This window comes from Sphingomonas sandaracina (assembly GCF_036663695.1).
In the GTDB taxonomy this organism is placed as follows: domain Bacteria; phylum Pseudomonadota; class Alphaproteobacteria; order Sphingomonadales; family Sphingomonadaceae; genus Sphingomonas.
In genome coordinates this window covers 213,621-239,981 of the sequence record NZ_JAXOJK010000006.1, presented here as the reverse complement: position 1 = coordinate 239,981, position 26,361 = coordinate 213,621, and the positions used below count along the sequence as shown (strand labels likewise).

At 66.0% G+C, this 26,361-nt stretch carries 20 protein-coding genes; 4 read left to right on the top strand and 16 right to left on the bottom strand.

Annotated elements, in window-relative coordinates:
- Window positions 1-223: 223 nt before the first annotated feature.
- The 4 genes from U1707_RS16990 to U1707_RS16975 all read right to left on the bottom strand — a co-directional run bounded on the left by U1707_RS16990 (window position 224) and on the right by U1707_RS16975 (window position 5,094).
- Entirely contained in the window at window positions 224-613 is a 390-nt protein-coding gene (locus U1707_RS16990) for a reverse transcriptase-like protein (protein WP_332801236.1), read from the bottom strand.
- Window positions 610-1,767: a YihY/virulence factor BrkB family protein gene (locus U1707_RS16985; RefSeq protein ID WP_332801235.1), complete on the bottom strand. Its 1,158-nt coding sequence runs from the start codon at window positions 1,765-1,767 to the stop codon at window positions 610-612. The genes U1707_RS16990 and U1707_RS16985 overlap by 4 nt, the downstream gene beginning before the upstream one ends.
- A gap of 157 nt (window positions 1,768-1,924) precedes the next feature.
- Window positions 1,925-4,423, bottom strand: a complete 2,499-nt coding sequence (locus tag U1707_RS16980; protein ID WP_332801234.1) for an ABC transporter permease — start codon at window positions 4,421-4,423, stop codon at window positions 1,925-1,927.
- A complete protein-coding gene (locus U1707_RS16975) occupies window positions 4,420-5,094 on the bottom strand; it encodes an ABC transporter ATP-binding protein (RefSeq protein ID WP_332801245.1) in 675 nt (224 codons plus the stop codon). The genes U1707_RS16980 and U1707_RS16975 overlap by 4 nt, the downstream gene beginning before the upstream one ends.
- Before the next feature lie 111 nt (window positions 5,095-5,205).
- Between U1707_RS16975 and U1707_RS16970 the strand changes: the two genes are divergently transcribed.
- Window positions 5,206-5,895, top strand: a complete 690-nt coding sequence (locus U1707_RS16970; RefSeq protein ID WP_332801233.1) for an arylesterase — start codon at window positions 5,206-5,208, stop codon at window positions 5,893-5,895.
- On the opposite strand, the gene U1707_RS16965 is transcribed toward U1707_RS16970, so the two are convergent.
- From U1707_RS16965 to U1707_RS16945, 5 genes are all read right to left on the bottom strand, one after another.
- Window positions 5,892-6,341, bottom strand: a complete 450-nt coding sequence (locus tag U1707_RS16965) for a MaoC family dehydratase (RefSeq protein WP_332801232.1) — start codon at window positions 6,339-6,341, stop codon at window positions 5,892-5,894. The two genes, U1707_RS16970 and U1707_RS16965, sit on opposite strands and share 4 nt — an antisense overlap.
- Window positions 6,341-8,179: an acetyl/propionyl/methylcrotonyl-CoA carboxylase subunit alpha gene (locus U1707_RS16960; protein WP_332801231.1), complete on the bottom strand. Its 1,839-nt coding sequence runs from the start codon at window positions 8,177-8,179 to the stop codon at window positions 6,341-6,343. The genes U1707_RS16965 and U1707_RS16960 overlap by 1 nt, the downstream gene beginning before the upstream one ends.
- A 159-nt stretch (window positions 8,180-8,338) precedes the next feature.
- On the bottom strand, window positions 8,339-8,833 hold the full coding sequence (locus U1707_RS16955; RefSeq protein WP_332801230.1) for a nuclear transport factor 2 family protein: 495 nt from the start codon (window positions 8,831-8,833) through the stop codon (window positions 8,339-8,341).
- A gap of 4 nt (window positions 8,834-8,837) precedes the next feature.
- Entirely contained in the window at window positions 8,838-10,439 is a 1,602-nt protein-coding gene (locus tag U1707_RS16950) for a carboxyl transferase domain-containing protein (RefSeq protein WP_332801229.1), read from the bottom strand.
- A 130-nt stretch (window positions 10,440-10,569) separates the two neighbouring features.
- Entirely contained in the window at window positions 10,570-11,736 is a 1,167-nt protein-coding gene (locus U1707_RS16945; RefSeq protein ID WP_332801228.1) for an isovaleryl-CoA dehydrogenase, read from the bottom strand.
- A 167-nt stretch (window positions 11,737-11,903) separates the two neighbouring features.
- Between U1707_RS16945 and U1707_RS16940 the strand changes: the two genes are divergently transcribed.
- Window positions 11,904-12,632, top strand: coding sequence for a Crp/Fnr family transcriptional regulator (locus U1707_RS16940; protein WP_332801227.1), 729 nt, complete (start codon window positions 11,904-11,906; stop codon window positions 12,630-12,632).
- Between the two features lie 3 nt (window positions 12,633-12,635).
- Here U1707_RS16940 and U1707_RS16935 read toward each other — a convergent pair whose 3' ends face one another.
- The 3 genes from U1707_RS16935 to U1707_RS16925 all read right to left on the bottom strand — a co-directional run bounded on the left by U1707_RS16935 (window position 12,636) and on the right by U1707_RS16925 (window position 14,832).
- The gene (locus U1707_RS16935) at window positions 12,636-12,983 is read right to left on the bottom strand and encodes a hypothetical protein (RefSeq protein ID WP_332801226.1); all 348 of its coding nucleotides are present in this window, start codon (window positions 12,981-12,983) and stop codon (window positions 12,636-12,638) included.
- A gap of 90 nt (window positions 12,984-13,073) precedes the next feature.
- The gene (locus tag U1707_RS16930; RefSeq protein WP_332801225.1) at window positions 13,074-13,889 is read right to left on the bottom strand and encodes a transglutaminase-like domain-containing protein; all 816 of its coding nucleotides are present in this window, start codon (window positions 13,887-13,889) and stop codon (window positions 13,074-13,076) included.
- Window positions 13,890-13,914: 25 nt separating this feature from the next.
- The gene (locus tag U1707_RS16925; RefSeq protein WP_332801224.1) at window positions 13,915-14,832 is read right to left on the bottom strand and encodes a transglutaminase family protein; all 918 of its coding nucleotides are present in this window, start codon (window positions 14,830-14,832) and stop codon (window positions 13,915-13,917) included.
- A 16-nt stretch (window positions 14,833-14,848) separates the two neighbouring features.
- Between U1707_RS16925 and U1707_RS16920 the strand changes: the two genes are divergently transcribed.
- Window positions 14,849-15,640, top strand: coding sequence for an N-formylglutamate amidohydrolase (locus U1707_RS16920; RefSeq protein ID WP_332801223.1), 792 nt, complete (start codon window positions 14,849-14,851; stop codon window positions 15,638-15,640).
- Between the two features lie 175 nt (window positions 15,641-15,815).
- A complete protein-coding gene (locus U1707_RS16915; RefSeq protein ID WP_332801222.1) occupies window positions 15,816-17,990 on the top strand; it encodes a TonB-dependent receptor in 2,175 nt (724 codons plus the stop codon).
- A 45-nt stretch (window positions 17,991-18,035) separates the two neighbouring features.
- Here U1707_RS16915 and treY read toward each other — a convergent pair whose 3' ends face one another.
- From treY to glgX, 4 genes are read right to left on the bottom strand one after another with little or no spacing between them, the layout of a single operon-like run.
- On the bottom strand, window positions 18,036-20,465 hold the full coding sequence (treY, locus tag U1707_RS16910) for a malto-oligosyltrehalose synthase (RefSeq protein ID WP_332801221.1): 2,430 nt from the start codon (window positions 20,463-20,465) through the stop codon (window positions 18,036-18,038).
- The gene (gene malQ / locus U1707_RS16905) at window positions 20,462-22,438 is read right to left on the bottom strand and encodes a 4-alpha-glucanotransferase (RefSeq protein WP_332801220.1); all 1,977 of its coding nucleotides are present in this window, start codon (window positions 22,436-22,438) and stop codon (window positions 20,462-20,464) included. Before malQ ends, treY begins: the two co-directional genes overlap by 4 nt.
- Complete coding sequence (treZ, locus tag U1707_RS16900; RefSeq protein ID WP_332801219.1) at window positions 22,435-24,144, bottom strand: malto-oligosyltrehalose trehalohydrolase; 1,710 nt, start codon at window positions 24,142-24,144, stop codon at window positions 22,435-22,437. The genes malQ and treZ overlap by 4 nt, the downstream gene beginning before the upstream one ends.
- Complete coding sequence (gene glgX, locus U1707_RS16895; protein ID WP_332801218.1) at window positions 24,141-26,264, bottom strand: glycogen debranching protein GlgX; 2,124 nt, start codon at window positions 26,262-26,264, stop codon at window positions 24,141-24,143. The genes treZ and glgX overlap by 4 nt, the downstream gene beginning before the upstream one ends.
- Window positions 26,265-26,361 lie beyond the last annotated feature (97 nt).

Below are 26,361 nucleotides of genomic sequence, written 5' to 3'. Positions count from 1 at the left end.
CCGACAAAAATACCGACACTCGCATAACCCTCCTCTCGGAAAGCTTGGAGCATCTGGTTTTCTGCGACCGCTGCGTCCAGACCCTGGGGTCGTTCGCTGCGGTGACACCCCTCTAGGACCACCCAGCAACACCGTCAAATGCTTTTTTACAGTTTTTGGTCGGTTTTTCGATCTTGACCGTAAACCCGCTGGGCAAGCTTCCCGGCGACCGTGCGGCAGCCACTCACCGGGGATGTCGTCTTGCAAGTGCGATACCCGCCAGGTTTTGTGTTCTGCCGACATGGCGAATACGCACCATATTGAAGGTTCGGGCGAGCGCTGCGAACCTGACATGGTGAGCCTTCAGCTCCGCTGACCGACATGGCGCCACGCCGGTCGCCTGGGTCACGATAAGGGTCGAGTCCCCGAGCAACACGATTTCCCGTTCGCCGAATTGCGCTGCTATCTCCAACGCGTAGATCGCGGCCAACCATTCCGCATCGCTATTGGTACCCTGCCCGACGTCGTCACGGTAATGCGTGATGCCCTTCAGGACGACAGCGCATTCGATTTTGCCGGGGTTTGGACGACACCCTCCGTCAAAAAACACTTTGGTCCGGCGGTTGCGAGTCATCCTCTTTTATTCGGGGAGATACGTGTCGGAGCGGGCGAACGATTGCGCCATGCCATCGCCGCGCCAGCTCCCAGGAGAGCGATACCGACCCCTGGCGACCCGCGTCGCAAAGCGCGCAGTCCACCAATGGCCGCCAGCGATGCCGCCGACCCGCCGTTCAATCCGGTCACCCGCGCAATAGCGACGAGTCCTACGGCACCTTTATCCGAGCCACGTTCGCGCTGTTGCACAACCGGTGGCATAGACGTTTCATCGGCAGCAACGGTGTCAGCGACCGTCGCACCGCGGGTGCCCAGCGGCGTTGCAACGCCGGTCGTCGTGTCACGTTTGGTCTGGTGCTCGAGTTCGGCGTTCAGTTCGGCGCCGAGTAGAAAAACGTAACCGGACAACCAGAGCCACGTCAGCAGAACGATGACCGCGCTCAACGACCCGTAAGTCGCTCCGTAGTTACCGAAGCGCGAGACATAGAGACCGAAACCAACAGTCGCCGCGAGCCAGATCGCAGTGGCTGCAAGTGAACCAGGCGTAAGCCATGTCCATTTCGCCTTTTGACGGTTGGGACCGAACCGGTAGAGGCACGCCGCCGCGCTCACGCCGAGGGCGGCGAGAACGGCGTAACTTACGAAGCGTATCGCGGTAAGCAGGAAATCGGGCGCATTCGGAATCAGCCCGTCAAGTAGTGCGAAGGCCGCCATCGATAGCGCCGCGAGCAGCGCGAGAACCACGGCCCCACCGGTGATCCCGAACGCGAGCAAGTTCAGCGCAATAAACCCCCGCGTCTCGTGCTCCTCGTACGCGATATTGAGCGCAGTGACGATCGACGCCGCCCCCTTGGTACCACCGTATAATGCGATACCCAGGGCGATGACGAGGCCGAAGCCCTTCTTGCCTTCGGACGTCCCGACGACGGTGGCAAGCTGATCGCCAATCACGCGGGCAGCATCTGCGGGCAAGACATTGAACAACGCGCGGATGTTGGCCACGACGGTCGCGGTATCGGCGACCAGCCCATAGATGAGTACCACCGACGCGAGCAGCGGCACGATCGCGGCAAAACCGTAGAAGGCGGTGCCTGCGGCGATCAGACCGATATTGTCATCCGCCGCCTCGGCCCAGGTCCGTTTCAAGACCTTCCACCATTCAGACATCGACATCGACCAGGGGCTGGCGGCGGTATTGGGTAAAGGCGTCGTATCGGCCAGCGTCTTGGTCCTCGGTAGCAGTCGTGAAGCGAGGAACGCCCCGCATCAGCCTAACGCCGCGTGAACGAAAACGTGCCGGACATAGGGCACTGGCCCAGCATGCCCGTTTTCAGAGCTGGCGAAGCGCCTGGGCGGGCCGAGCACCCAGGATCGGCCACGCACCGATCAACCCGATCGCCATCGTCAATCCAGCACCGCCGACCAGTGTGGCGAAGACGGTCGAATAGTCGGGCAGCCATTCGAACGTGAACACTTGGGTCACCACATACCATGCGCCGCCAAGCCCCAACAGCAGTGCGAGCAGCGACAGGATCACGCTGAGAAACGCGTATTCCAGCGCCTGCACTGCCAACACCTGCCACCGCGTCGCGCCCAGCGTCCGCAGAATCACGCCGTCATAGGTTCGTGCCTCGCGCGCGGCGGCAATCGCGCCGATAAGCACCGCAATACCGGCAAGGATCGCGACCGACGCCGCCGCCGTGATCGCGGTCGCCATCTGCGAAACGATTGCGCGGACCTGTCCCAGCACGCCACGCACTTCGATAACGGACACCGACGGGAAGCGGGGCAAAAGCGCCCGCATGACGCGTGCCTCCTGCCCCGGCGCCAAGTCGATCGTCGCCGCGAGGTTGTGCGGTGCATCCTGAATGGCGTTGGGCGAGAAGACCATGACGAAGTTGAAGCCGAGCGTGTCCCAACTGATCCGTCGGAACGACGCAATTCTAGCGGTACGCTCCACCCCCAGCACCGTGTAGCTGAGCGGATCGCCGATCTTCAGGTTCAGTACCTTCGCCAGTCGTTCGTCGAGCGAGACGAGGGGCGGGCCACGATATTCCCGCGGCCACCACCGCCCTGCCGTCAGTTCGCTACCCTCCGGCAAGGTCGCCGAATAGGTCAGCCCACGTTCGCCGCGAAGCGCCCACGCCCCTCCGGGTATGGTCTTCAGATCGGCGACGCGCGTGCGACCATAGCCGGTGATCGTACCGCGCATCGCCGGGACGGTGCGGATCACGGCGCGGCTGGCGATGCCCGCGACGACCCGGCGGAACTCCGCTTCGCGCGCGGGCGGAACGTCGAGCGCGAACAAGGACGGCGCGCGCTGCGGCACGGTGCGCGCAATGTTCGCATCGATGCTGGTCCGGATTCCGGCCAGCAGGACGAACAAGGTAAGGCCCAGGCCGAGCGCGACGACCAAGGTCCCGGTTCGCGCGCCGGGACGGTGCAGGCCGGCGACAGCCAAGCGAAGCAGCGGGCGACGAGACCGGGGCAGCATCGCGGCACCGCGGCGGACGCTCCATCCCAACACCGCCAGGATCGCGAGGACACCCGCCACCGCGGCAAGGAAGCCCGCGCTCAGTCCGGGTTGTTCTGCGGTCAGCAACGCGAGCGCGACGATCGCCGCACCGGCGCCGATCACCCAAGGGAGCGTTCGACGGAGCGGTACGCGACGCTCGCCGGGCAGCCCACGCAACAGTCCGGCGGCAGGGATACGCCCCGCCTCGATCAGCGGCGGTGCGGTGAAGGCGAGAGCGATCAGCATGCCGTACGCCGCGGCGAGCACTAACGGTGCGACCTGGATCGTAAATCCCGGCGTCACCGGCAGAACGTCGCCTGCGAGCCACACGAGGAGCGGGACGGTCACGACACCGGCGACCAGCCCGGCTGCAATCCCCATCGCCGCAACGACCGCGACTTGCAGGATGTAGATCCGCGCTACGATACCCGACGTCGCGCCAAGGACTTTCAACGCAGCGATGCTGCCACGGCGCGCGGCGAGGTAGGACGATACGCCATTACCTACGCCGATGCCGGCGATGACGAGGGCGGACAGGCCGACGAGCAGGAGAAACTGACCCATCCGATCGACGAAGCGCTCGGCTCCGGGCGCGGCACGGTCGCGTGTCTTGGTTTCCCAACCACCGCTCGGGAAGGCAGCCTTGAACCGATCGATCGCGGTTGCCGGCGAAGCGCCTTCGGCAATGCGGACGCGGTACTTGCTTTCGTAAAGGCTGCCGGGCTGGACGAGACCGGTTCGGTCTATGCCCGCAAGCGACACGATCGCGACCGGGCCTAGCGTGAACCCCTCCCCCAGCCGGTCCGGTTCGCTGGCGACGATACCGCCCACGGTAAATTCGGCGGTGCCGAGTCGGAGGCGTGCGCCCGGCGCAATCCCGAGCCGGTCGGCCAGCGCGGGCACGACCAGGACTGTGTTCGCGTCGAGTGGTCTGGTCGATCCGCCACCGCGCAAGGCCAAGGTGCCGTAGAGCGGATAGGCACTGTCGACGCCCTTCAACTCGATCGGTACGCTGTTGGTGCCGCGCACCGCCATCGCCTGCATCCGTACCGTCTCGGATACAGTGCCGAGGCGGGCCATAGCGGTACGTTCGGCAGGTGTCGCAGCGCGTTGTGAGGCGGCGAATTCGACATCGCCGCCAAGGATCGCGCTACCGCGTGCCGCGAGTTCGCTATCGATCGCCTGGGTCAGGCTGCCGATCGCGGCCAACGCGCCGACCCCGAGGAACAAGCAGGCGAGCAACAGTCGCAAGCCGCGGAATCGCAGGTCGAGTTCGCGACGCGCGAGCCGCCACGCCAGCCGCCAGTCGTTCACCGCGAGCGGTCCGTGACGATGCGGCCATCGCCAAGCTCGACGATCCGGTCGCAGCGTGACGCCAGCGCGGGATCGTGGGTGATGACGATCAGAGTCGCGCCGGTCGCGGCCCGGCGATCGAACAACAGGTCCATGATCGACGCACCGGTCGCGGTGTCGAGGTTGCCGGTCGGTTCGTCGGCGAACACGATATCGGGCCGCGGCCCCAGCGCGCGCGCGATCGCAACCCGCTGTTGCTCCCCACCGGACAATTGGGTCGGATAATGGCGGATGCGATGCGACAGGCCAACCGCGGTCAGTTCCGCCTCGGCGCGGGCGAACGCGTCGGGCATGCCGGCGAGTTCCATCGGAACCGCGACGTTCTCCAGCGCGGTCATGGTCGGCAGCAGGTGAAAGGCCTGGAGGACGATACCGATCCGCCCGCGCCGCGCGCGCGACAGCGCATCCTCGTCTAGCGCACCGAAATCGAGCCCTGCCACCCGCACGCTGCCGCCAGTCGCCTGTTCGAGCCCGGACAGGATCGCCATCAAGGACGACTTGCCCGATCCCGACGGTCCGAGCAGCGCGATGCTGGTGCCGCGTGCGATATCGAGGTCGATGCCCTTCAATATCGTCGTCGACGCGCTTGCGTCACCCAGCGTCAGGGTGACATCGCGGATCGTGATCACCATGTCGTCGGCGGCATGGTCGGGCACGACGTCGTGCGCACTATGGGTCATGGGCGGTTGGGGATCTTCACGTTGGAGCGAAATCGAAAAAGCAGGCGGTGGACACTCTATGGGGTGGCGGGTGTCCTTCTCCAAGCTGCGTTGCTGACCGGATGCGATCGAGGCAGCGAAACCCCTGCCCCGCCCGCTGCCGTCAATGCCGTCGCGCCCGTCGTTGCACCGTCGGCACCGAAAGGCCCGTCCAAGCTGATCCTGGCGTTCGGCGACAGCCTGTATGCGGGCTATGGTCTCGATCGCGGACAGAGCCTGCCGGATGCGGTGCAGGCACGGCTGCGGCGTGACGGCATCAACGCGACGATCGTCAACGCCGGCGTTTCGGGGGATACCAGCGCGGCGGGGCGGCAGCGGTTCGCATTCGCGCTCGACAACATGACGCATAAACCGGATCTCGTGCTGATCGGGCTCGGCGGGAACGACGTGCTGCGCCAGATTGCGCCGGCCGAGACGCGGGCGAACATGACGGCGATGCTGGACGAGGCCAAGCGCCGCAATATCCCGGTGATGCTCACGGGAATGATGGCACCGCCCAATCTTGGGCCGGACTTCGCGTCGCAATTCAACGCGATATGGCCCGATCTGGCCAAGCGCTATGATGCCGAGCTGTACCCGTTCATTCTCGACGGGGTGATCGGCAACTCACAACTGATGCAGGCGGACCATGTCCACCCCAACCGCCAAGGGGTCGAACGAGTCGCCGCACGTGTCACCCCGGCGGTCGAAAGTGTGTTGGGAAAAGCCAACTAATCCCTGCGCTTGAGCAACGCGGTTCGCAGGCACTGGCAGACGATTTCGTCGCGCTGATTGATCAGGCGGTGGGTGAACGTGACGATCCCGGCATTCGGCCGCGACTTGCTCGGTTTGAGGTCGGTCACCTCGGTTTCGGCGCGCATCGTGTCGCCGATGAAGACGGGTTTGGGATGCACCAGCTTGTCGTAGCCGAGGTTGGCGACGAGCGTTCCGAGCGTCGTTTCGCCGACCGACAGCCCGACCATCAGCGCGAAGGTGAAGGTGCCGTTGACGAGGATCCGGCCGAACTCACTCGCCTTCGCCGCCTCGATATCGAGGTGAAGCGGCTGCGGGTTGTGCGTCATCGTCGAGAACAGGAGATTGTCCGTCTCCGTCACGGTCCGGCGGATCTCGTGTTCGATCCGGTCGCCGGTGCTCCAGTCGTCGTAATAGCGGCCGGCCATCAGGCGCCCTTCTCGATGCGGACGAGCATGGTGCCCTCGGTCACCTGCCCGCCCTCGATTGCGGTCAGGTCCGCGACGATGCCGTCGAACGGCGCGGTCAGGGAGTGCTCCATCTTCATCGCCTCGAGCGTCACGAGTTTCTGTCCCTTTGCGACGGTATCGCCGGCTGCGACGTCGACGGCGATAATGCGGCCGGGCATGGGTGACAGGATGGCTCCGTCCGCGGCCGCACCAGCCGCGACCCCCGATGCGCGCCAGGGCGTGAGTTGCCAGGTCTGGCCACTTTCGGAGATGAGCACATCTTCGAACGGCGGCATCGTGCCGGCGTGTCCGCCGAGTTCGACCTCGACCGGCTCGCCGTCGAGCAGGAACATCGCGCTACGGCGTGGCGCGGCGTTGAGGCGGAAGCCGGCGATGGGATCGGCGGAGACGAGCGCGGCGGCGGCATCGGTCAAAGCCTCTTCCGTCGGGTGGGCCGGCGGCATAAGCGCGTCGCCTTCGCGGGCGATCAGACCGGTGTCGAGCGTGCCCGCCACGAAGTCGGGATGGTCGAGCGCCTCGACGAGGAACCCGGCGTTGGAGCGCACCGGCCAGACGACCGCGCCGTCGAGTGCGTCCGCCAGGGCTTCGCGTGCGGTCTCGCGGTCTTCGCCCCAGGCGATCACCTTGGCGATCATCGGGTCGTAGAAGGGCGAGATTTCGGCGCCCTGCTCTACCCCGGTATCGACGCGTGCCGTGGTCCCCAGATCGAAGCGTTCGAGCGTGCCGATCGAGGGGAGGAAACCCTTGACGGGGTCCTCCGCATAGAGCCGCGCCTCCATCGCCCAGCCGTCGATCGCCAGGTCGTCCTGCCGCTTGGGCAAGGGCTCGCCGCTGGCGACGCGGAGCTGCCATTCGACGAGGTCTTGGCCGGTGATCTCTTCGGTGACGGGGTGCTCAACCTGCAACCGCGTGTTCATTTCCATGAACCAGATGCGGTCGGCGCGCAGGCCTTCGCTGGCGTCGGCGATGAATTCGATCGTGCCGGCGCCGACATAGTCGACCGCCTTGGCGGCCTTGACCGCGGCGGCACAAATCGCTTCCCGCGTCGTGGCGTCCATACCGGGTGCGGGAGCTTCCTCGATCACTTTTTGGTGACGGCGCTGGAGCGAGCAGTCGCGTTCGAACAGATGGACGACGTTGCCGTGGCTGTCGCCGAAGACCTGCACCTCGATATGGCGCGGCGAGAGGATGTATTTCTCGATCAGGATGTCGGTGTTGCCGAACGACGAGGCAGCCTCGCGCTGGCACGAGACTAGGGAGTCGGCGAATTCGGCAGCGGTGTCGACACGGCGCATGCCCTTGCCGCCGCCGCCCGCGACCGCCTTGATCAGCACCGGATAGCCGATCGCGTCGGCCTCGGCCTGCAGGCGGTCGGGCGACTGGTCTTCACCGAGATAACCTGGCGTGACGGGGACGCCGGCGGCGATCATGCGCTGTTTGGCGGCGTCCTTCAGCCCCATCGCGCGGATGCTGTCGGGGTTCGGGCCGACCCAGACCAGCCCTGCGTCGAGCACGGCTTGGGCGAAGTCCGCATTCTCGGACAGGAAGCCGTAACCGGGGTGGACGGCCTCGGCGCCGGTTTCCCTTGCGGCGGCGATGATACGGTCACCAACGAGGTAGCTTTCGCGCGCCGGGGATGCCCCGATGTGCACGGCTTCGTCGGCCTGCCGGACGTGCAGCGCCTTCGCATCGGCGTCCGAATAGACCGCCACGGTGCGGATGCCGAGGCCCCGCGCGGTGCGGATGATGCGGCAGGCGATCTCGCCGCGGTTGGCGATCAGGAGCGACGTGATCATTGGTTCGGCCGAGTGAAGTTCACAAAGTTCACACGCTCACGCGACATGCACTTCGGGTGTGACTGCGTATCCCAGGCCTGAGTGTCGGTGGACAGGATGGTGTCTATCATCATGATAATCGGAGAATACACCGATGCGGGCTGTGTAGGACAGGCCATCTCAGTTGGCGCACCCGGTGGTCCGCGAGGACCAAGTGATGTTGGCGATCTTCCAGCGACCAGCTTCACGGACCATGTCGAAATGGTCGGTGCCGCAGTGGGCGACCTTGCCGTCGATCGTAAAGACGTAGGGCGACCAGACCATCGCGATATCGCCGTCGATGTCGACCGCGGGATCGGTCAGGCGTTCGGCGTAGCGTTCGGGGCCGGGCTTTATTGATGCGGCAAATTCCGGCCAGCTCATGCGGCGGATCGTGTGGGTGCCGTCGGGCTTTGCCTCGGCGACGGTGGCGCCGCCGTCGGGGCGGACCTGCGCGAGGATCGCCTGGCCGTCGCGGGCGGCGAGTGCGGCAAAGAGCGCGTCGATCGGGACCATGACGCCGGCCTCTTCGGTCGCGTCCTTCTGCATTTCCGCGGGCGGCAGGCCGGTGCCCTTGACGATCGGCTGGACCGGCGTGACCTGCCCGGCGGCGAGAAAGAGAGACAGCAGGATCATCGGGTTACATCCGGAACACGCCGAACGCGGGGCGTTCGGGGATGGGAGCGTTGAGAGTCGCGGCGAAAGCGAGGCCGAGCACGTCGCGGGTCTGTGCGGGGTCAATGATGCCATCGTCCCACAGCCGCGCGGTGGCGTACCAAGGGTTGCCCTCGTCCTCGTATTTCTGGCGGACGGGCGCCTTGAAGGCTTCGGCCTGTTCGGGCGTCCAGCTGTCCGCGTCGCGGTGGACGGTGGCGAGCACCGACGCCGCTTGTTCGCCGCCCATCACGCTAATCCGGCTGTTAGGCCAGGTAAACAGGAAGCGCGGGGAATAGGCGCGGCCGCACATGCCGTAATTGCCCGCACCGAAGCTGCCGCCGATCAGGACGGTGATCTTCGGGACAGTCGCGGTGGCGACGGCGGTGACGAGCTTTGCACCATGTTTCGCAATGCCTTCCGCCTCGTACTTGCCGCCGACCATGAAGCCCGAGATGTTCTGGAGGAACAGCAACGGGATCCTGCGCTGGCAGGCGAGTTCGATGAAATGCGCACCCTTCTGCGCGCTCTCGCTGAACAGCACGCCGTTGTTGGCGAGGATCGCGACGGGGATGCCCCAGATGTGCGCGAAGCCGCAGACGAGGCTGGTGCCGTAGAGCGCCTTGAACTCGTGGAACTCGCTACCGTCCACCAGCCGCGCGATGACTTCGTGGACGTCATAGGGCGCGCGGACGTCGCTCGGGACGATGCCGTACAGCTCTTCGGGCGCGAATTTCGGCGGCTTGGGCTGCTGAAGGTTCACCGCGGTCTGCGCCTGCGGTTGCAGCGTCGAGACGATGTCGCGGACGATGGTCAGCGCGTGTTCGTCGTTCTCGGCGACGTGGTCGACGACGCCCGAGCGGCGGCCATGCGTGTCGGCGCCGCCCAGTTCCTCGGCGGAGATGACTTCGCCGGTCGCCGCCTTCACCAGCGGCGGCCCTGCGAGGAAAATAGTCCCCTGCCCGCGAACGATGATCGTCTCGTCGGACATCGCGGGGACGTAGGCGCCGCCCGCGGTGCAACTGCCCATGACGCACGCGATCTGCGGAATGCCGAGCGCGGACATCTGCGCCTGGTTGAAGAAGATGCGGCCGAAGTGATCGCGGTCGGGAAAGACCTCCGCCTGGTGCGGCAGGTTCGCGCCGCCACTGTCGACGAGATAGATGCAGGGGAGCCGATTTTCCTGAGCGATTTCCTGGACTCGCAGGTGTTTTTTCACGGTCAGCGGGAAGTAGGTGCCGCCCTTGACCGTCGCATCGTTGCACAGGATCATGCACTGGCGACCGGACACGCGGCCGATCCCGGCGATGAGCCCGGCGCCGGGGACCTCATCGTCGTAGAGGCCGTTGGCGACGAGCTGGCCGATCTCGAGGAACGGCGAGCCGGGGTCGAGCAGCCGTTCGACGCGGTCGCGCGGGAGGAGCTTGCCGCGGGACGTGTGGCGCTCGCGTGACTTGGCGTTGCCGCCGAGCGCGGTGCGGGCGACGTCTTCGCGGAGGGTGTCGGCGAGCGCGCGGTTGTGGGTCACGTTCGAGCGGAAGGTTTCGCTGTCGGGGGACAGCGCGGAGGTGAGAACGGGCGCGGTCATGCCGAAAGCCCCTCCCCTTCAGGGGAGGGGTTGGGGGTGGGGTCGTGCCACATGATCGACGGTTGCGTTCGTGGGCAAGCCCCACCCCAACCCCTCCCCTGAAGGGGAGGGGCTATGTGATTACCGTGCCTCACTGCGCCACCTTGGGTGCGGCGCCGATGAGTTCTCGGCCGATCAGCATGCGGCGGATCTCGTTCGTGCCGGCGCCGATGTCGAGCAGCTTGGCATCGCGCATGAACCGCTCGACCGGCCAGTCCTTGGTATAGCCCGCGCCGCCCAGAGCCTGGATCGACTCCAGCGATACCTTTACCGCACTCTCGCTCGCCAGCAGGATCGCACCCGCCGCATCGAACCGCGTCGTCTTGCCGGCATCGCACGACTTGGCGACCGCATAGACATACGCACGCGCCGAACTGAGCGCGACGTACATGTCGGCGACCTTCGCCTGGATCAGCTGGAACTGGCCGATCGGCGTTCCGAACTGCTTGCGCTCGCGGACGTAAGGAATGACGACGTCCAGGCAGGCCTGCATTATGCCGAGCTGGATCCCCGCCAGCACCGCGCGCTCATAGTCGAGGCCCGACATCAGCACGCCGACGCCGCCATTCTCGGGACCCATCACGTTCTCGGCTGGGACCACGCAATCGGTGAACACGAGTTCGGCGGTCGGCGAGCCGCGCATGCCCATCTTGTCGATCTTCTGCCCGATCGCAAAGCCGGGCATGTCCTTCTCGATCAGGAACGCGGTGATTCCGCGCGAGCCTTCGCCGGTCTTCGCATAGACTACGAGCGTATCGGCGTAAGTCGCGTTGGTGATCCAGAATTTCGTCCCGTTGAGGACATAGCCGCGGTCGGTCTTCACCGCCTTCAGCTTCATCGAGACGACGTCGGAGCCGGCGCCGGCTTCGGACATCGCCAGGCTGCCGATATGCTCGCCCGACACGAGCTTCGGCAGATATTTCGCCTTCTGCTCGGGATTGCCCCAGCGGCGGATCTGGTTGACGCACAGGTTCGAATGCGCGCCGTAGCTGAGCCCGATCGAGGCCGAGGCCCGCGACACTTCCTCGACCGCGACGACATGCTCGAGATAGCCGAGACCAAGGCCGCCATATTCCTCCTCGACCGTGATGCCGTGCAGCCCGAGTTCGCCCATCGCCGGCCACAGCTCGCGCGGGAACCAGTCGTCGGCGTCGATCCTGGCGGCCAGTGGCGCGATCTTGTCGGCAGCGAAACGCTGCGTGGATTCGCGGATCATGTCCGCCGATTCGCCCAATGCGAAATCGAAATCGTTCAGCATGCCATCTCCGTGTCACCCCGCTTGGCCGAGGCTTGTTGCGCGGCGACTAGCACAGCGTTTCGTCGGGCGAAACCGACAGCGAAACGCGTATCCCCCTTCCCGCTCGACGGCGTTCGTGCGAACGATATTTCTTCATGGGGCGAGGCACGTAAGGCACGACGATGCAATTGAGCGGTTTGATCGCGCGGCTGGGACGACATCTGGACCTGACCGACGCGGAGCGGGAAGCGATCCTTCACGCCGAGAAAGGCGAGCGACGCCTGAAAGCGGGCGAGCTGCTGATGGCGGAAGGCGGCGAAAGCCATGCGCTGTACGTCGTGCGTCAGGGCTGGCTGCATTCGTCGACCAAACTGATCACCGGCGGGCGGCAGATCCTGCGGTTTCATTATGCAGGCGACCTGATCGGGACGTCGAGCATGGCGTGGTCGCAGGCGGCGGCGACGTTGACCGCGATCTCCGACTGTATCGTCATCGAGATGCCGAAGACCGCGCTCGGCCTGTTGTTCCGCGCGCAACCGCGTATCGCCGGGCTGCTCTACGCGATCGCCGCTGCCGAGAACGTCGCGATGAGCGACCGGCTGACGACCATCGGGCGGATGGGCGCGACCGAGCGGCTGTCGACTCTGCTGCTGGATATCATGGCGCGGTTGCGGGTGACGGCCGGCGGGATCGTCGACTCGTTCGACCTGCCCTTGACGCAGACCGATATCGGCGATGCGCTCGGGCTGACCAAGGTCCACGTCAACCGGACGATCCGCGCGCTCGAGAAAACCGGCGTGATCGAGCGGACCGGGCGGCGGGTCAAGATCGTCGACGAGGCGGCGCTTGTCACGTCTACCGGGTTCGTCGACCGCTATGGCGAGATCGAGACGGCGTGGTTGCCCGCCGCCGCGTAAGCGTCAGGTGCGGTCGACTACGAACAGCGTGAAGCGGTCGTATTTGATATCGCCGGGATTGAAGATCGCATCGGGAACGAACGAGCGGTCGGTGACCGCGATGTCCTTCAGCCCGGCGAGCTTGAACGTGCCGAGCTTGATTTCCTTGGGCGGCTGACCGTCGCGCTCCAGCGTCACCGCATCGACGAACACGTCGTCGTGCTTGGTATACAGGATGTGCGGCGCCAGCGTGCAGACCATCTTGTTATAGGTCGCGGTGATGCACTTGCGCAGCGCGATCGCCTGCAGGAGCAGGGCGTTTGCATTGGCGGGCGCATTGGCGGACAAGGACGTGTCAGGGGTGGAGGTCATGTTGTGCATCGCAGCATAAGTTCGGGGGATCGGAGCCGTTAGGCCGAACGCGACGGTCGCGACAAGGCCTAACTTGCAGCGATAGCCGGTTTAGCCCGCCGCCTCCACCTCGTCGGTATGGACGTCGAACCCGACCAGACGCGCAGGCCCGAAGCTGGTGGTGAGCGCCGTGTCGGTCGCATCCCTACCCCGCGCCATCAGGATACGGCCGATCCGCGGGCGGTTATGGCGCGCGTCGAGCGTATGCCACGTGCCGCCGAGATACACATCGAACCACGCGGAGAAATCCATCGGCGCGTCGACCGGCGGGATACCGATGTCGCCGAGATAGCCGGTGCAATAGCGTGCGGGGATATTCATGCAGCGGCACAAGGTGATCGCGAGATGCGCGAAGTCCCGGCATACGCCCTGCCGCTCCTGATAGACGTCCCACGCCGTCTTGGTCGAGCGGGCGAAATGATAGCCGAACTCGACATGGTCGTGCGCGAAGTCGACGATCGCCTGGACCCGCCGCCAGCCGGCGGGAACGTGACCGAACAGCGACCAGGCGGTTTCGGACAGGCGGTCGGTCTCGCAATAGCGGCTGCCGAGCAGGTAGATGAGGACCTCGTCGGGCAAATCCTCGACCGCGTGCTGGACCGCGTCGAGCGAAACCGGATCCGGCAGGCCGCTGTCCTCGATCATGAAATCGCACGACAGGGTCAGGCCCCCCTTGGGTACGGTAAAGCGCGAGCAGACGTTGCCGAACGCGTCGAGATAATCATAGGTCGGGACGTCGGGATCGGCAGCGAGCCGATGCGGCGTCACCAGGTCCTTGTTGCGCGACGGATGCAGGCTCAGCATCGCCATCATCGGCGTTGCCACGTCGGTTTCGAAACGAATGTCGTAGCCGGCTCTGATCAGCATCGATGTCCCCCTTTGATGCCTGGTGTCACGCTGTGTGCGAAGATGGATGCGGGTCTGCGGCGGTGTCCGCATCCTCATCGACGGTGATGTCGACGGACACGCTCATGTCGAGGAAGCTTCCGGGAAAGCCGGCCCAGGTTCCCGAGATGGGGACCGCCTGGTAGATGTCGCGCGCGACGGCGACGCGGACGAGGCCGCGATTGCCGACGATGCCGTTGGTCGGATCGAACTCGACCCAGCCGGAACCGGGCAGATACACGCGGACCCAGGCATGCGTGTTGCCGCCGCCGGTACGATGCTCGCGCCGTGTCGGGTTGTAGACATAGCCCGACACGAACCGCGCTGCGAAACCGAGCGCGCGGACCGCCTCGATCATCAGCATCGCGTAATCGCGGCAGGTGCCCTTGCGCCTGGCCAGCGTCTCGATCGGCGATTGCGTGCCCTTTTCGGGGCGCTGGACATAGGTGAAGTCGCGTTTGATCGCGGCGGTCATCTCCGACAGCATCGCCAGCGTGTCGGTCTTGGCGCCGGTACCGACGAAGCGGCGTGCCCAGCTGTCGATCTCGCGTAGCGGGTCGTGATGCTGGCGCTCGATCGAGCGTAGCAGGTCGGGCATATCCTCGGACGAATAGGTGAACGGATATTGCCGGGCGTAGCGTTCGATATCGACCCGCTGCAGCTCGGCGGGGCTGTGGTTCAGGCGGACGGTGCTGTCGATTACCAGATCCTTCGCGCGTTTCGCAAAGGTGGCGATCGCGACCGAATTGCCGAACACGTCGTGCAGCCAGCGGATATCGGAGGGCTCCGGGCTGATCGTCAGCGTGGCGTCGATGAGGTGCTGGTCGTAGCTTTCGCGCGGCCGGACCATGATCCGGTGCTCACCGAACGCAACCGGTTGGCGATACGAGTATTTGGTTACATGAGAGAGCGTTAGAGATGGCATCGAGGATCCACGTCGCATGAACAGCACTGCCAGCCAATCGCTGCTTGGGACCGAAGATGCCGCACCGGTCGTGGTGGTCAACCCCAAAGGTGCGTCATCGTTCCTGTTGATCGGCGATCACGCCGGGAATGCGGTGCCGGAGCGGCTGAACGCGCTGGGGCTGACCGATGCCGAGCTGTCGCGGCATATCGGGTGGGACATCGGCATCGGCGAACTGGGGGCGATGCTGGCGCAGACGCTGGACGCGGTGTTCGTGCGCCAGACCTACTCGCGGCTCGTGATCGACTGCAACCGGAGCGAAACCCAGCCCGACCTGATCGCCGACGTCAGCGATGCGACGATCGTCCCGGGCAATGCCGGCCTTGGCGAGGCGGATCGCGCGGCGCGTCTGGCGGAGATCCATGCGCCGTACCAGGCGGCGATCGCCGCCGAACTGGCGCGGCGCGATGCGGCGGGGATGCGGACCGTGCTGATCGCGCTGCACAGCTTTTCGCCAGCGATGCGCGGTGCGTTGCGCGAGCAGCAGCGGCCCTGGCACATCGGCATCCTGCACGACCGCGGCGACACCCGGTTCGCGCACGCCCTGCTCGACGTGTTGCGCGCCGAGCCGGACCTGACGGTCGGCGACAACGAGCCCTACCGGATGGACCTGATCGACTATACCATCCCGCGTCACGCGTATCCGACGCGACGGCCCTATGCCGAGATCGAGATACGCCAGGATCTGCTCGCGTCTACCGAGGGTTGCGCAGCATGGGTGGACCGGCTGACGCGGCTGCTGCCGGTAGCGGCCGAACGCTTCGCATGAGTGACCACATCACGGCGTCGCAGGCCGTCCAATACTGACGATGTGTTGCATTGCAGTCACAGATACAGCGCGAACTGTGCTCGCAGCGTCATTACGCCTTGTTATGATGTATCATCAAATTTATCCGGCTCCTCGTACAGGGACGATACCCCGCTGAAGACGACGAGGGAATTACATGAAGACGATCTTGTTTGGCGCCACGGCGCTGGCCGCCATCCTTGCCCTGCCCACACAGGCGCAGGCTCAGAACGCCACCGAGACTCCGACGACGACGCCAGCCCCCGTGCCGTCCTCGGTCGGGTCGACGAACCAGCGCGATATCATCGTCACCGCGCCTCTCCAGACGAGCGAGCGCGACGTCCTGCAAGGCACCACGGTCCTCACCGGCCAGGAACTCACCCGCCAGTTGCGCCCGTCGATCGGCGAGACGCTCGCGCGCCAGCCCGGCGTGTCGGCCAGCTCGTTCGGGCCGAGCGCCTCGCGTCCCATCCTGCGCGGATTCCAGGGCGACCGTATCCGCGTGCTGACCGACGGGATCGGCTCGATCGACGTGTCGAACACCTCGGTCGATCACGCGGTCATCATCGACCCGCTGCTCGCCGAGCGCATCGAGATTCTCCGCGGGCCTAGCGCGCTTCTTTACGGGACCTCCGCGGTCGGCGGCGTCGTCAACGTCATCGACACCCGCATCCCGCGCTCGGTGCCCGAGAACGGCTACCGCGTGAACGGCATCGCCAATTATGGCTCGGCAGCCAACGAGCGGTCGGGCGGCATGGCGGGCGACGTCGCGGTCGGCCAGCATCTCGTGCTGCACGCCGATGGATCGTACCTGAAATCGGGCGACCTTCGCACCGGCGGCTACATCCTGTCGCGCGATCAGCGTGCGCAAGCCCTGGCGACGGCCGCCACCACACCGGTCGATCCGAACGACGCCGAGTCGATCGATTATGCCGCATCGGCACGGCTGAAGGGCAAGCTGCCCAACACCCAGTCGGAGACGTGGACGGCGGGCGCCGGCGCGTCGATCATCACCGACACCGGCAGCCTCGGCGTGTCGTACAGCCATTATGACAGCCTGTACGGCGTGCCGATCCGCTACGCGACGCAACCCGGCCAGGAGCAGGAAGCGCCGCGCCTCGACGTCGTCCAGAACCGCGTCGATCTGCGCGGCGAGATCGACACCGGCGGCGACGTGCTGAGCAAGATCCGCGTCCGGATCGGGCAAGCCAGCTATCGCCATTTCGAGCTGGAAGAAGACAATTCGGTCGGCACCGCCTTCTACAACAAGGGGCTCGAAGGGCGTCTCGAAGTCGTCCAGGCGAACCGCGGCGGCTGGCAGGGCGCGTCGGGCGTGCAGTTCTACAACCGGATCTTCAACGTCGTCGGCGAAGAAGCCTTCCTGCCGAAGAACGAGACCAACCAGACCGGGCTCTTCACGCTCCAGCAATATGAGTCGGGCAAGTTCCGTGCCGAGGGTGGCGTACGCTACGAGATCACCGACCTCGCCGCACGCACGCCCGAGGACGATCTGCGCTTCTTCCGCGGCAGCCAGAGCTTTCATTCGGTCTCGGGCTCGCTCGGTGCCTCCTACGCGCTCAACGACAGCATCCGCGTCGGGTTGAACGGCTCGCGGACCGAGCGTGCGCCGTCTGCGGAGGAACTGTTCGCGAACGGCGCGCATGCCGGGACGCAGGCGTATGAACTCGGCAATCCCGACTTCAAACTCGAAAAGTCCTGGGGCCTCGAAGGAACGCTGCACGCGCATGGCGACGGTTTCAGCTTCGACGCGTCGGCCTATTACAACTGGTTCTCGAACTACATCTCGGAGAACCAGCTCGCATCGTCGGTCTGCCAGGCGGCGGCCGATCCATCGGGCCGCACCGTCGACCTGCCCTGCTTCCAGTATCAGCAGGCCGATGCGCGCTATTACGGGTTCGAGGCGGATGCATCGGTGAAGGTCGCGCAGATCGGTGGTTATGCGGTCAACGCCGACGTGCTCGGCGATTACGTTCACGCCAACATCGTCGACGAGGGCCCCGTCCCGCGCATCCCGCCGATGCGTGTGCTCGGCGGGATCGAGGCGCAGGGCGACCGGCTGAATGGCCGTGTCGAGGTCGAGCATGTGTTCGACCAGACCCGCATTGCCGCGTTCGAGACGAAGACCAACGAATACACGATGGTCAACGCCTCGCTCGGCTTCAGCCCGTTCGGCAAGGAGTCGAAGACGACGCTGTTGCTGAGCGCGAACAATTTGTTCGACGTGAACGCACGACGCGCGACGAGCTTCCTGAAGGACTTCGCGCCGCTCGCCGGCCGCGACTTCCGCGCGACGCTGCGCTTCGGACTCTAAGGTCTTGTCCCACCGTCGTTCCCGTGCGGGACTGACGGTGGGACTTCAGCTCTTCGGCGGCACGATATCGATCGACACGGTCTCTTCGGCGAGCAGGTCGGCGAGCGTCTCGCCGGATGCCAGCGCCGTGTCGGCCCACCAGTCGCGCGCGGCGATATGGCGGTCGGCACAGCGCACGGCGATGACACACCGCACCGTCACGCCGTCGTGCCGGCGGCTGAACGCCACCGCCTGATCGGCACGGGTGCCGGTGATGGCGATCGGCTCGTAGCTGCCGTTCGCGAACACCGCCGGATACTCGCGCCGCAACGCCAGCGCGCGTGCGATGAGCGCCATCTTGGGTGAGGCCTCGTCCGCCAGCACGGCCTCGAGTTCGGCATAGTCGACCGGCCGGCGGTTGTCCGGATCGACGAGGCTCAGATCGGCGATCTCGGTACCCTGATACAGGTCGGGAACGCCGGGCACGGTGTAGCGCAGCGCGACTTGCGCTAGCCCGTTCGCCTCCGCCGCCGCGGCGATCCGCGCTACGAACGCGGTCATGTCGTCGAGGAACGCGCGCGACCGTGCCGGATCGAGCAACGTGCGGGCCAGATCATGACAGCGGTTTTCGTATGTCTTGTCCGGTGCCTCCCAGGACGATCGCAGCTTGGCCTCCCGCAGCGCCTTTTCCTGCCACGCGACGATCCGCTCGGCATAGTCCGTCAGGCCGGTTGCGTCCGTTGGGGCGAGCTTTGCCGGCCATGCGCCGAACAGCGTCTGGAGCAGCATGTAGACGTCGGCAGGCTCGACGCCTTCCGCGTGGGGGGCGGCGAGTTCGAGCCAATGCTCCACCCGCGTGCGCCAGAGGTCGGCGATCTCGCTCACCACCGCCAGGCGGGCGCGAACGTCCTCGCCACGCTTGTGATCGTGCGTCGCGGTGGCGAGCATGGCGGATGGCCAGTCGCGTGCGCGCTCGGTCATCGCGGCATGGAACGCGCCGACGTCGAGCGAAATCCGCGCGGCGTCGAAACCGACGTCGTTGCGCGAGAGCAGACGGCCGTAGCGATAGAAGGCGGTGTCTTCGACCGCCTTGGCCGCGATCGGTGCGGAGAGCTGCTGAAATTTCCGGACCGCGTCGGCGGCGAGTGTCGCGTCGCCCGGCCCCTCCCCTGCGAGCCATGCCAGGATCTGCTCGACCACCGCGTCTTCGCCGGGGGGCACGAACTCGGCCACTCGCTCGCGCACGGTCTCGCGGATCGCTCCATCCGCTGCGGGCGCGGCGTCCCCGGTTCCGTAGGTCCGGTACACCGGGAAGACCCAGAGCAGGCGTTCGATCGCGCGGTGCAGCATGCCGGTCGTGAGGCCGTCGCACGCCGGTGACGAGCGGGCGAGCGCTACGAAGGCCTCGACGCAGCGGGCCATCTGCGCGTCGAACTGCCAGGCGAGCAATTCCTGCCGGGCGCGCAATTCCTCGGGTGCGAAGTCGGCGGAGCGGCCGCTGATGTCCGCCCAGAGTTTGCCGAGCGGTTCGGCGCCGGCGGGTGCGTGAAGCAACGCCGTGACCTGCGCCATGAAATCATAGCCGCTGGTGCCGTCCACGCCCCAGTCGGTTGCGAGCGGTTCGCCGTCGGCGAGGATCTTCTCGATGACGATGTACGCCGGACCGGGGGGCGCATCGACGGGACGCTCGATCGCATCCAGTCGCGCGCGAAGTTCGCGGCAATAGCCGGCCGGGTCGGTCAGGCCGTCGACGTGATCGACGCGGACGCCGTCGATAAGGCCCTCCGCATATAAGCGGAAATACAGCGCGTGTGTGGCTTCGAACACGGCCGGGTCCTCGGCGCGCAGACCCGCGAGGTCGTTGATCGTGAAGAACCTACGCCAGTTGAGTTCGTCGTTCGCGACGCGCCACGAGGCGAGCCGGTAATGCTGACGGTCGATCAGCGCGGCGATGTCGTCGGTCGCGGCGGTCGCCTGATCCTCGTCGCGGACGGGCAAGCGGTGTTCGCCATACGCTTCGAGGACGTAGCGCCCGTCGACCTGCTTGACCTTCAGCGCGCCGCTGGCGAGGGTTTCGGCGAGCGGATCGCCGAGGATCGGGAGGACCAGCTTCTCACGCCAGTCGATGTCGAAATAGCGTGCATATTCGCTGGCTTCACCGTGCGCTAGGACATCATTCCACCATGCGTTCTCACCACCGGCGACGCCCATGTGGTTGGGGACGATGTCGATGATGACGCCCATATCGCGCGCGCGGAGTGCCGCGACCAGACTGCGGAACGCCGGTTCGCCGCCAAGTTCAGGATTGATCCTGGTCGGGTCGACGACGTCGTAGCCGTGGGTCGACCCGCTGCGCGCGGTGGTGATCGGCGAGGCGTAGAGGTGGCTGATCCCCAGGTCGTCGAGATACGGTACCAGCGCCTCCGCGTCGGCGAAGGTAAAGTCCTTGTGAAACTGGAAGCGGTAGGTCGCGCGTGGCGTCGTCGGGGCGGTCATGCGGATCTCGTGGCGTTGAGCGTGTCGATGCGAGCGGCGACGTCGGGGCGGTTCAGGAGCGCCTCGGTCGTGTCCGGCATGCGGCGACGCCAATTGGGATGTTCGTCGATCGTGCCGGGAAGGTTCGGCTGCTCGACCAGTCCGGCGAGATCCTCGATCGGGATGATCGCGAGCGCGCACGGGCTGCCGGCAACGTGCGCGATCGCGGCATCGACGACGGGGGCGGTGTCTTCCGGCGCGGGCCGCTCGGTATCGACGTCGAACGCCGACCAGAGCGCGGCAAGGTCCTCGGCGCGGGCGGCGCGGTCTGCGGGTTCGTCGACCGCGTCGGATTTGCGGCCTAGATTCCAGGTCCAGTCGATGTCACGGCCTTTCCACCAGCCGGCGACCGTCGCCAAGTCGTGCGTGCCGGTCATCGCGACCGCGTCGGGCGACCACTTAGCGGGCGGGACGAACCCGTCCCGATCGCGCTCGAACCAGAGAACGCGCATGCCGAGCATCGCGCGCGCATCCATCGCCTCCCGAAAACCGTCGGGGACGGTGCCGAGGTCTTCGCCGATGACGATCGCACGCGCGCGCTGCGATTCCATCGCGACGATCCGCATCAGGTCGTCGAACGGCATGTCGAGATAGGCGCCGTCCGCGGCAGAGGCCCCTTCGGGCACGACCCAAAGGCGGCGGAGACCGAACGCGTGGTCGATCCGGATGCCGCCGGCGTGCGCGAGCGCGGCGCGGATCGTCGCGATGAAGGGGGCGAAGGCGGTTTCCCGGAGCGCCTGTGGGTCGAAGCCGGTGATGCCCCAGCTTTGTCCGTCGGGACCGAGCGGATCGGGTGGCGCGCCGATCGAGAGGCCGGTCAACAGATCGCGCCGTCGGCTCCAACCGTGGCTACCGCCCGGGTGCATGCCGACGGCGAGGTCGGCGATCAGGCCGATCGCCATGCCGGCATCCTTGGCCGCAGTCTGGGCCGCGTCGAGATCGCGACGCGCCAGCCATTGTAGGAAGACGTAGAATGCGACGTCCTCGGCCTGGTCGGCGACGAAGCGGCGGACGGTGGGGCTGGCGGGATCATGATACGCGGCGGGCCATTGCTGCCAGCCGCTAGCGCCGGTGGTGGCGAAGAAATGCGCGTGGAGGGCATCGAACTCGGCATGGCGATCGAGGTCCGTGCCGCCTTCACGCCTGAATGCGGCTAGAGATTCCTCTAGTTCTGGAGCAGCTTGATCGAAGGCCTTGCGAAGTTGTGCGAGCTTGGCCGGGATCGCGTGGTGCCAGTCAATCAGTTCGGGAGTGTCGCGGTCGTCGGACTTTACGCCGAACGCAGCGGGACTACCGTAAAGGGCATTGAGGAATTGCCGGCTCGAGGGTGCATAGGGACTGTAGCGGCTGGCATCGGCCGGAAACAGCGCATGGGTCGGACTGATCGCGAGGGCGTTGGCGCCGCGTTGGCCAAAGGCTCTGGCGGCATCCGCAAGCGAGGCGAAGTCGCCGAACGCGTTTGCCGCGTCGTTGCGGAGACTGGGGATCTGAACGGCAGGCGCCCAAAGCTTGCGATCGGGGAGCGCCTCGGCGATCGTGAAACATCGGCTTGGCGCGACCAGGAGGGCGATAGTTTCGCCTTTTATCGCAAGCCGATGGTAGCCGATCTTGCGTATCGCCGGCAAGGCGCCGTCGTGGATCGCAACCGATCGGGTCGTGCCGTCTTCGAACGTCAGTTTGGCGTTGCCCGATACCCTCGTTGCGAGCTGGATTGCGTCGCCGGCACCGACCGACAGGAAACGCGTGCCTCGCGCATTACGCGCTTCGATTGCGGCAAGGCTGTCGGGGATGTCGCGTTCGCTGGCGGACGAATATCCGAGGCGTTCGAGGATCGTTCGCAACGCATCGTCGGCGACAATCTGGCGCCGACCTGCCGCATCCTGCCATTCCGGTTGCAGGCCAGCAGCGACGGCGAGCTTCTGGATGCCGCTCATCGGTCCAGCCAGACCGCTACGCTACCGGACTGCCCAGGCTCGCCATCGGCGAAGATCGGTGCGGTTCCGATTGTGGGGAATGCGACCGTATTCTCGCCCAAGTTCAACGCGATCGTGAGGACAGCGCCATTGCCCGCCTGCCAGCGTGCGACGACAGCCCCCTCCCCGATCGCCTCGGCACCGATCGAGGTCATCTCATGCAGACGGGGGATGATCGCATCGTGGCGGATCTTCAGCAGCGTGCGGTACAGCTCCTGCCATTCCGCCGCGTCGGGGCCGGGTTGCGCGCGCGACCGCTCGAAGGTTTCGTGCGCGTTCGGATCGGGAATCGCCTTGCGCGCTTCCGGATCGGCGAACGCGGCGAACTTGGCGAATTCCCTGCGCCGTCCTTCGCGGACTGCGTCGGCGAGGTCGTCGTGGAAATCGGTGAAGAACAGGAACGGGCTCTCGCTGCCGTGCTCGTCACCCATGAACAGCAACGGGATCTGCGGGCAGAGCAGCAGCAACGCGGTGGCGGCGCGCAGCTTCTGGCGGTCGGCGAGCAGCGTCAGGCGCTCGCCCATCGCGCGGTTGCCGATCTGGTCGTGGTTCTGGAGGAACGCGACGAACGCCGTCGGCGACAGATGCGCGCTGGGTTTGCCGCGAGGTTTGCCGTCATGGTTGGGCGAACCCTCCCCCTGGTAGATGAAGCCTTCGCTCAAGCAGCGCGCGAGGCGTTCGGCGGGGCGATCGGCGAAGTCGGCGTAATAGGCGCTGGTCTCGCCGGTGAGCAGGACGTGGAGGACGTTGTGGAAATCGTCGTTCCACTGCGCGTCGAACGCCGCCGCGTTCAGTCGGTCGGCGTCGTTGCCTTCGTTTTCGAGAACGAGGTGGACGTGGCGGCCGGCAGTCTGCTCGCGGAGTTCGGCGGCCATCGCGTCGAGGAACGCGTCGTTGCGGATCGCGTGCACGGCGTCGAAGCGGAGCCCGTCGAATCGGTACTCGTTTAGCCACATCAGCGCATTGTCGACGAAGAACCGGTGAACCGGCGCTCGCTCGACCGCGACCGCGCCACCCCAGGGCGTATCGACGTCCGCGTCGAAAAAGCCCTCAGCATAGGCCCCGAGGTAATTCCCGTCGGGGCCGAAATGATTGTAGACCACGTCCAGGAACACCGCGAGTCCGAGCTCGTGCGCGCGGTCAACCAGTGCCTTGAGCTCGTCGGGCGTGCCGTAGCTTTCGGCGGGCGCATAGGGGAGCACGCCGTCATAGCCCCAGTTGCGCGTCCCGCCGAACGCGTTGACGGGCATCAGTTCGATCGCGGTGATGCCGAGCGCGGCGATCGCCGGGAGTCGCTGCGCGACGCCAGCGAAGCCGCCGAGCGTGCCGACATGGACCTCCTGGATGACCATCTCCTCCCATGGGCGGCCACGCCAGTCGGGCGTGCGCCATGCATAGGCGTCGGGGTCGACGACGACGCTCCAGCCATGGACGCCGCCCGATTGCGCGCGTGCGGCGGGATCGGGAACCGTCAGGTCGTCGGCCACGCGGAAGCGATAGCGCGAGCCTGCCCCGACCCTGGCGTCGGCGGTGAACCAGCCATCGGCCTCACGCGTCATCGCGTCCGCGTCGTCTCCCGCGATCTCCAGCGTCACATAGTCGCAGTCCGGCGCCCATAAGCGGAACTGCGTCCGGTCGGCGCTTAACGTCGGCCCCCAGCGCATCATGCCGCGATCGTCCAGGTGAGCACCGCGGCACCCTGTTGCGGAAGGTCGTAGCTATCCGTGATCGGCGTCGGTCCCTGCCCGGGCTTGCTGCTGTCGATGAGGACGGTGCGCTCGACATCCGTCGGCGGCGGCATGTGGAACGTCAGCGGCCCTTCGGACGCGTTGAGCAGCAGCGAGACCACCTGCACCTCACCCGATTCCAGCTCGCAGGCGCGGCGCATAACCAGTGCGCGGCCGTTGGTGTTGTGCCAGTCGTCGGGGGTCAGCTGCTCGCCGCGCTCGTCCCACCATTCGATGTCCTTCAATCCCTCGGCCGGCGTATCGTCGCCGTAGAGAAAATTGCCGGCGCGCAGCATCGGATAGTCGCGGCGCAGTGCCGTCAGCCGCGCGGTGAAATCGATCAGCGCCTCACCCTCGGGCGACTTCGCCTGCTGCCAATCGAGCCAGCTGATCTCGTTGTCCTGGCAATAGGCGTTGTTGTTGCCGCTCTGCGTGCGGCCGAACTCGTCGCCCGCGACGAGCATCGGCGTGCCGAGCGACGCGAACAGCGTGGTCAGCATCGAGCGCATGACGCGCGACCGGGTCTCGAGGATTTCCGCGTCGTCGGTCGGGCCTTCGACGCCCCAGTTGCGCGAACAGTTGTTCGAATGACCGTCGCGATTGTCCTCGCCGTTCGCCTCGTTGTGGCGCTCCTCGTACGCGACCGTGTCGGCGAGCGTGTAGCCGTCATGCGCGCCGAGCAGGTTGACGCTCGCCCAGGGGCGGCGCGCGCGGCGATCGAACAGATCCGCCGAGCCCGTCAGGCGCGCGGCGAGATCGGCACGCTGTGCATGATCGCCGCGCCAGAACTTGCGCACCGTGTCGCGGTACTTGTCGTTCCATTCGGCGAAACCGGGGGGGAAGTTGCCGAGCTGATAGCCGCCGGGGCCGATGTCCCACGGTTCGGTGATCAGCTTCAGCCTGCCTAGCACGGGATCCTGGCGAAGGACGTCGAAGAAGCCTGCGCCAGGATCGAAACCGGTGTCCGTCCGCCCCAGCGTCAGCCCAAGATCGAAGCGGAAGCCGTCGATGCCGAAGCTGGTCGCCCAATAGCGCAGCGAGTCCGCGACCATCTGAATCACGCGCGCCTTGGTCAGGTTGAGCGTGTTGCCGGTGCCGGTGTCGTTGATCGAGAAGCGCGGCTCGTCTTTCACGAGGCGGTAGTAGCTCGCATTGTCGAGCCCACGCCACGACAACGTCGGGCCCTGTTCCGAGCCTTCGCAGGTGTGGTTGTAGACGACATCGAGGATCACCTCGATCCCGGCCGCGTGGAGGCGGCGGATCGAGCGGCGCAGTTCGTTGTGGCTGTCGGTAGCGAAGAACGAGCGTTCCGGCGTGAAGAAGTTGAGGGTATTGTAGCCCCAGTAATTCCGCAGGCCCTTCTCCTGGAGAAACCGGTCCTGGATATAGCTGTGGATGGGCAGCAACTCGATCGCGGTGACGCCGAGGCGCTTGAGGTGATCGATGACCTTGGGATTGCCGAGTGCCGCGAACGTGCCGCGTTCGGAGGGCTGGACCTCCTCGAACAGCTTCGTCAGGCCCTTGGTATGCGCCTCGTATATCACCGTCTCGGACCAGGGCGTGTTGGGCCGCACGTCGCGCGACCAGTCGAAATGGCTGTCGGTCACGACGCCCTTGGGCATCGTCAGCGCGCTGTCGCGCTTGTCGAAACTCAGGTCCGCGCGCGGCGACTTCACCTGATAGCCGTACATCGCATCGGTCCAGCGGAGTTCGCCGATCATTTGCTTGGCGTAGGGGTCGAGCAACAGCTTGTTGGGGTTGAAGCGGTGCCCTTCTTCCGGCGCATAGCGGCCATGCGCGCGGTAGCCGTAGACGAGCCCCGGCTGCGCGTCGGGGAGGTAGCCGTGCCAGACTTCGTCGGTCCATTCGGGCAGCGCATAGCGTTTCAGCTCGCGGCGACCGGTCTCGTCATAGACGCACAGGTCGATCTTCTCCGCGTTGGCGGAATAGACCGCGAAGTTAACGCCAAGGCCGTCGAACGTCGCGCCAAGAGGATAGGCGGAACCGGCGTCGAGCGTGTCGGGCAGAAGATGCAATGCGTGAACCCCCAGATTGATCATAGTGCCCGCGACTTTATCGCGGTGCAGCATTCCTTGCCATGAAACCCGCCCGCCACTTCCTATGTTCCGCATCCCATGGCGAGTTTCCGCCGTCCCC

Coding starts and splice junctions, on each gene's coding strand:
- U1707_RS16990 (WP_332801236.1), bottom strand. CDS start 613: ATGACTCGCAACCGCCGGACCAAAGTGTTTTTTGACGGAGGGTGTCGT.
- U1707_RS16985 (WP_332801235.1), bottom strand. CDS start 1,767: ATGTCGATGTCTGAATGGTGGAAGGTCTTGAAACGGACCTGGGCCGAG.
- U1707_RS16975 (WP_332801245.1), bottom strand. CDS start 5,094: ATGGTGATCACGATCCGCGATGTCACCCTGACGCTGGGTGACGCAAGC.
- U1707_RS16965 (WP_332801232.1), bottom strand. CDS start 6,341: ATGGCCGGCCGCTATTACGACGACTGGAGCACCGGCGACCGGATCGAA.
- U1707_RS16960 (WP_332801231.1), bottom strand. CDS start 8,179: ATGATCACGTCGCTCCTGATCGCCAACCGCGGCGAGATCGCCTGCCGC.
- U1707_RS16955 (WP_332801230.1), bottom strand. CDS start 8,833: ATGATCCTGCTGTCTCTCTTTCTCGCCGCCGGGCAGGTCACGCCGGTC.
- U1707_RS16950 (WP_332801229.1), bottom strand. CDS start 10,439: ATGACCGCGCCCGTTCTCACCTCCGCGCTGTCCCCCGACAGCGAAACC.
- U1707_RS16945 (WP_332801228.1), bottom strand. CDS start 11,736: ATGCTGAACGATTTCGATTTCGCATTGGGCGAATCGGCGGACATGATC.
- U1707_RS16935 (WP_332801226.1), bottom strand. CDS start 12,983: ATGACCTCCACCCCTGACACGTCCTTGTCCGCCAATGCGCCCGCCAAT.
- U1707_RS16930 (WP_332801225.1), bottom strand. CDS start 13,889: ATGCTGATCAGAGCCGGCTACGACATTCGTTTCGAAACCGACGTGGCA.
- U1707_RS16925 (WP_332801224.1), bottom strand. CDS start 14,832: ATGCCATCTCTAACGCTCTCTCATGTAACCAAATACTCGTATCGCCAA.
- U1707_RS16920 (WP_332801223.1), top strand. CDS start 14,849: ATGAACAGCACTGCCAGCCAATCGCTGCTTGGGACCGAAGATGCCGCA.
- U1707_RS16915 (WP_332801222.1), top strand. CDS start 15,816: ATGAAGACGATCTTGTTTGGCGCCACGGCGCTGGCCGCCATCCTTGCC.
- treY (WP_332801221.1), bottom strand. CDS start 20,465: ATGACCGCCCCGACGACGCCACGCGCGACCTACCGCTTCCAGTTTCAC.
- malQ (WP_332801220.1), bottom strand. CDS start 22,438: ATGAGCGGCATCCAGAAGCTCGCCGTCGCTGCTGGCCTGCAACCGGAA.
- treZ (WP_332801219.1), bottom strand. CDS start 24,144: ATGATGCGCTGGGGGCCGACGTTAAGCGCCGACCGGACGCAGTTCCGC.
- glgX (WP_332801218.1), bottom strand. CDS start 26,264: ATGATCAATCTGGGGGTTCACGCATTGCATCTTCTGCCCGACACGCTC.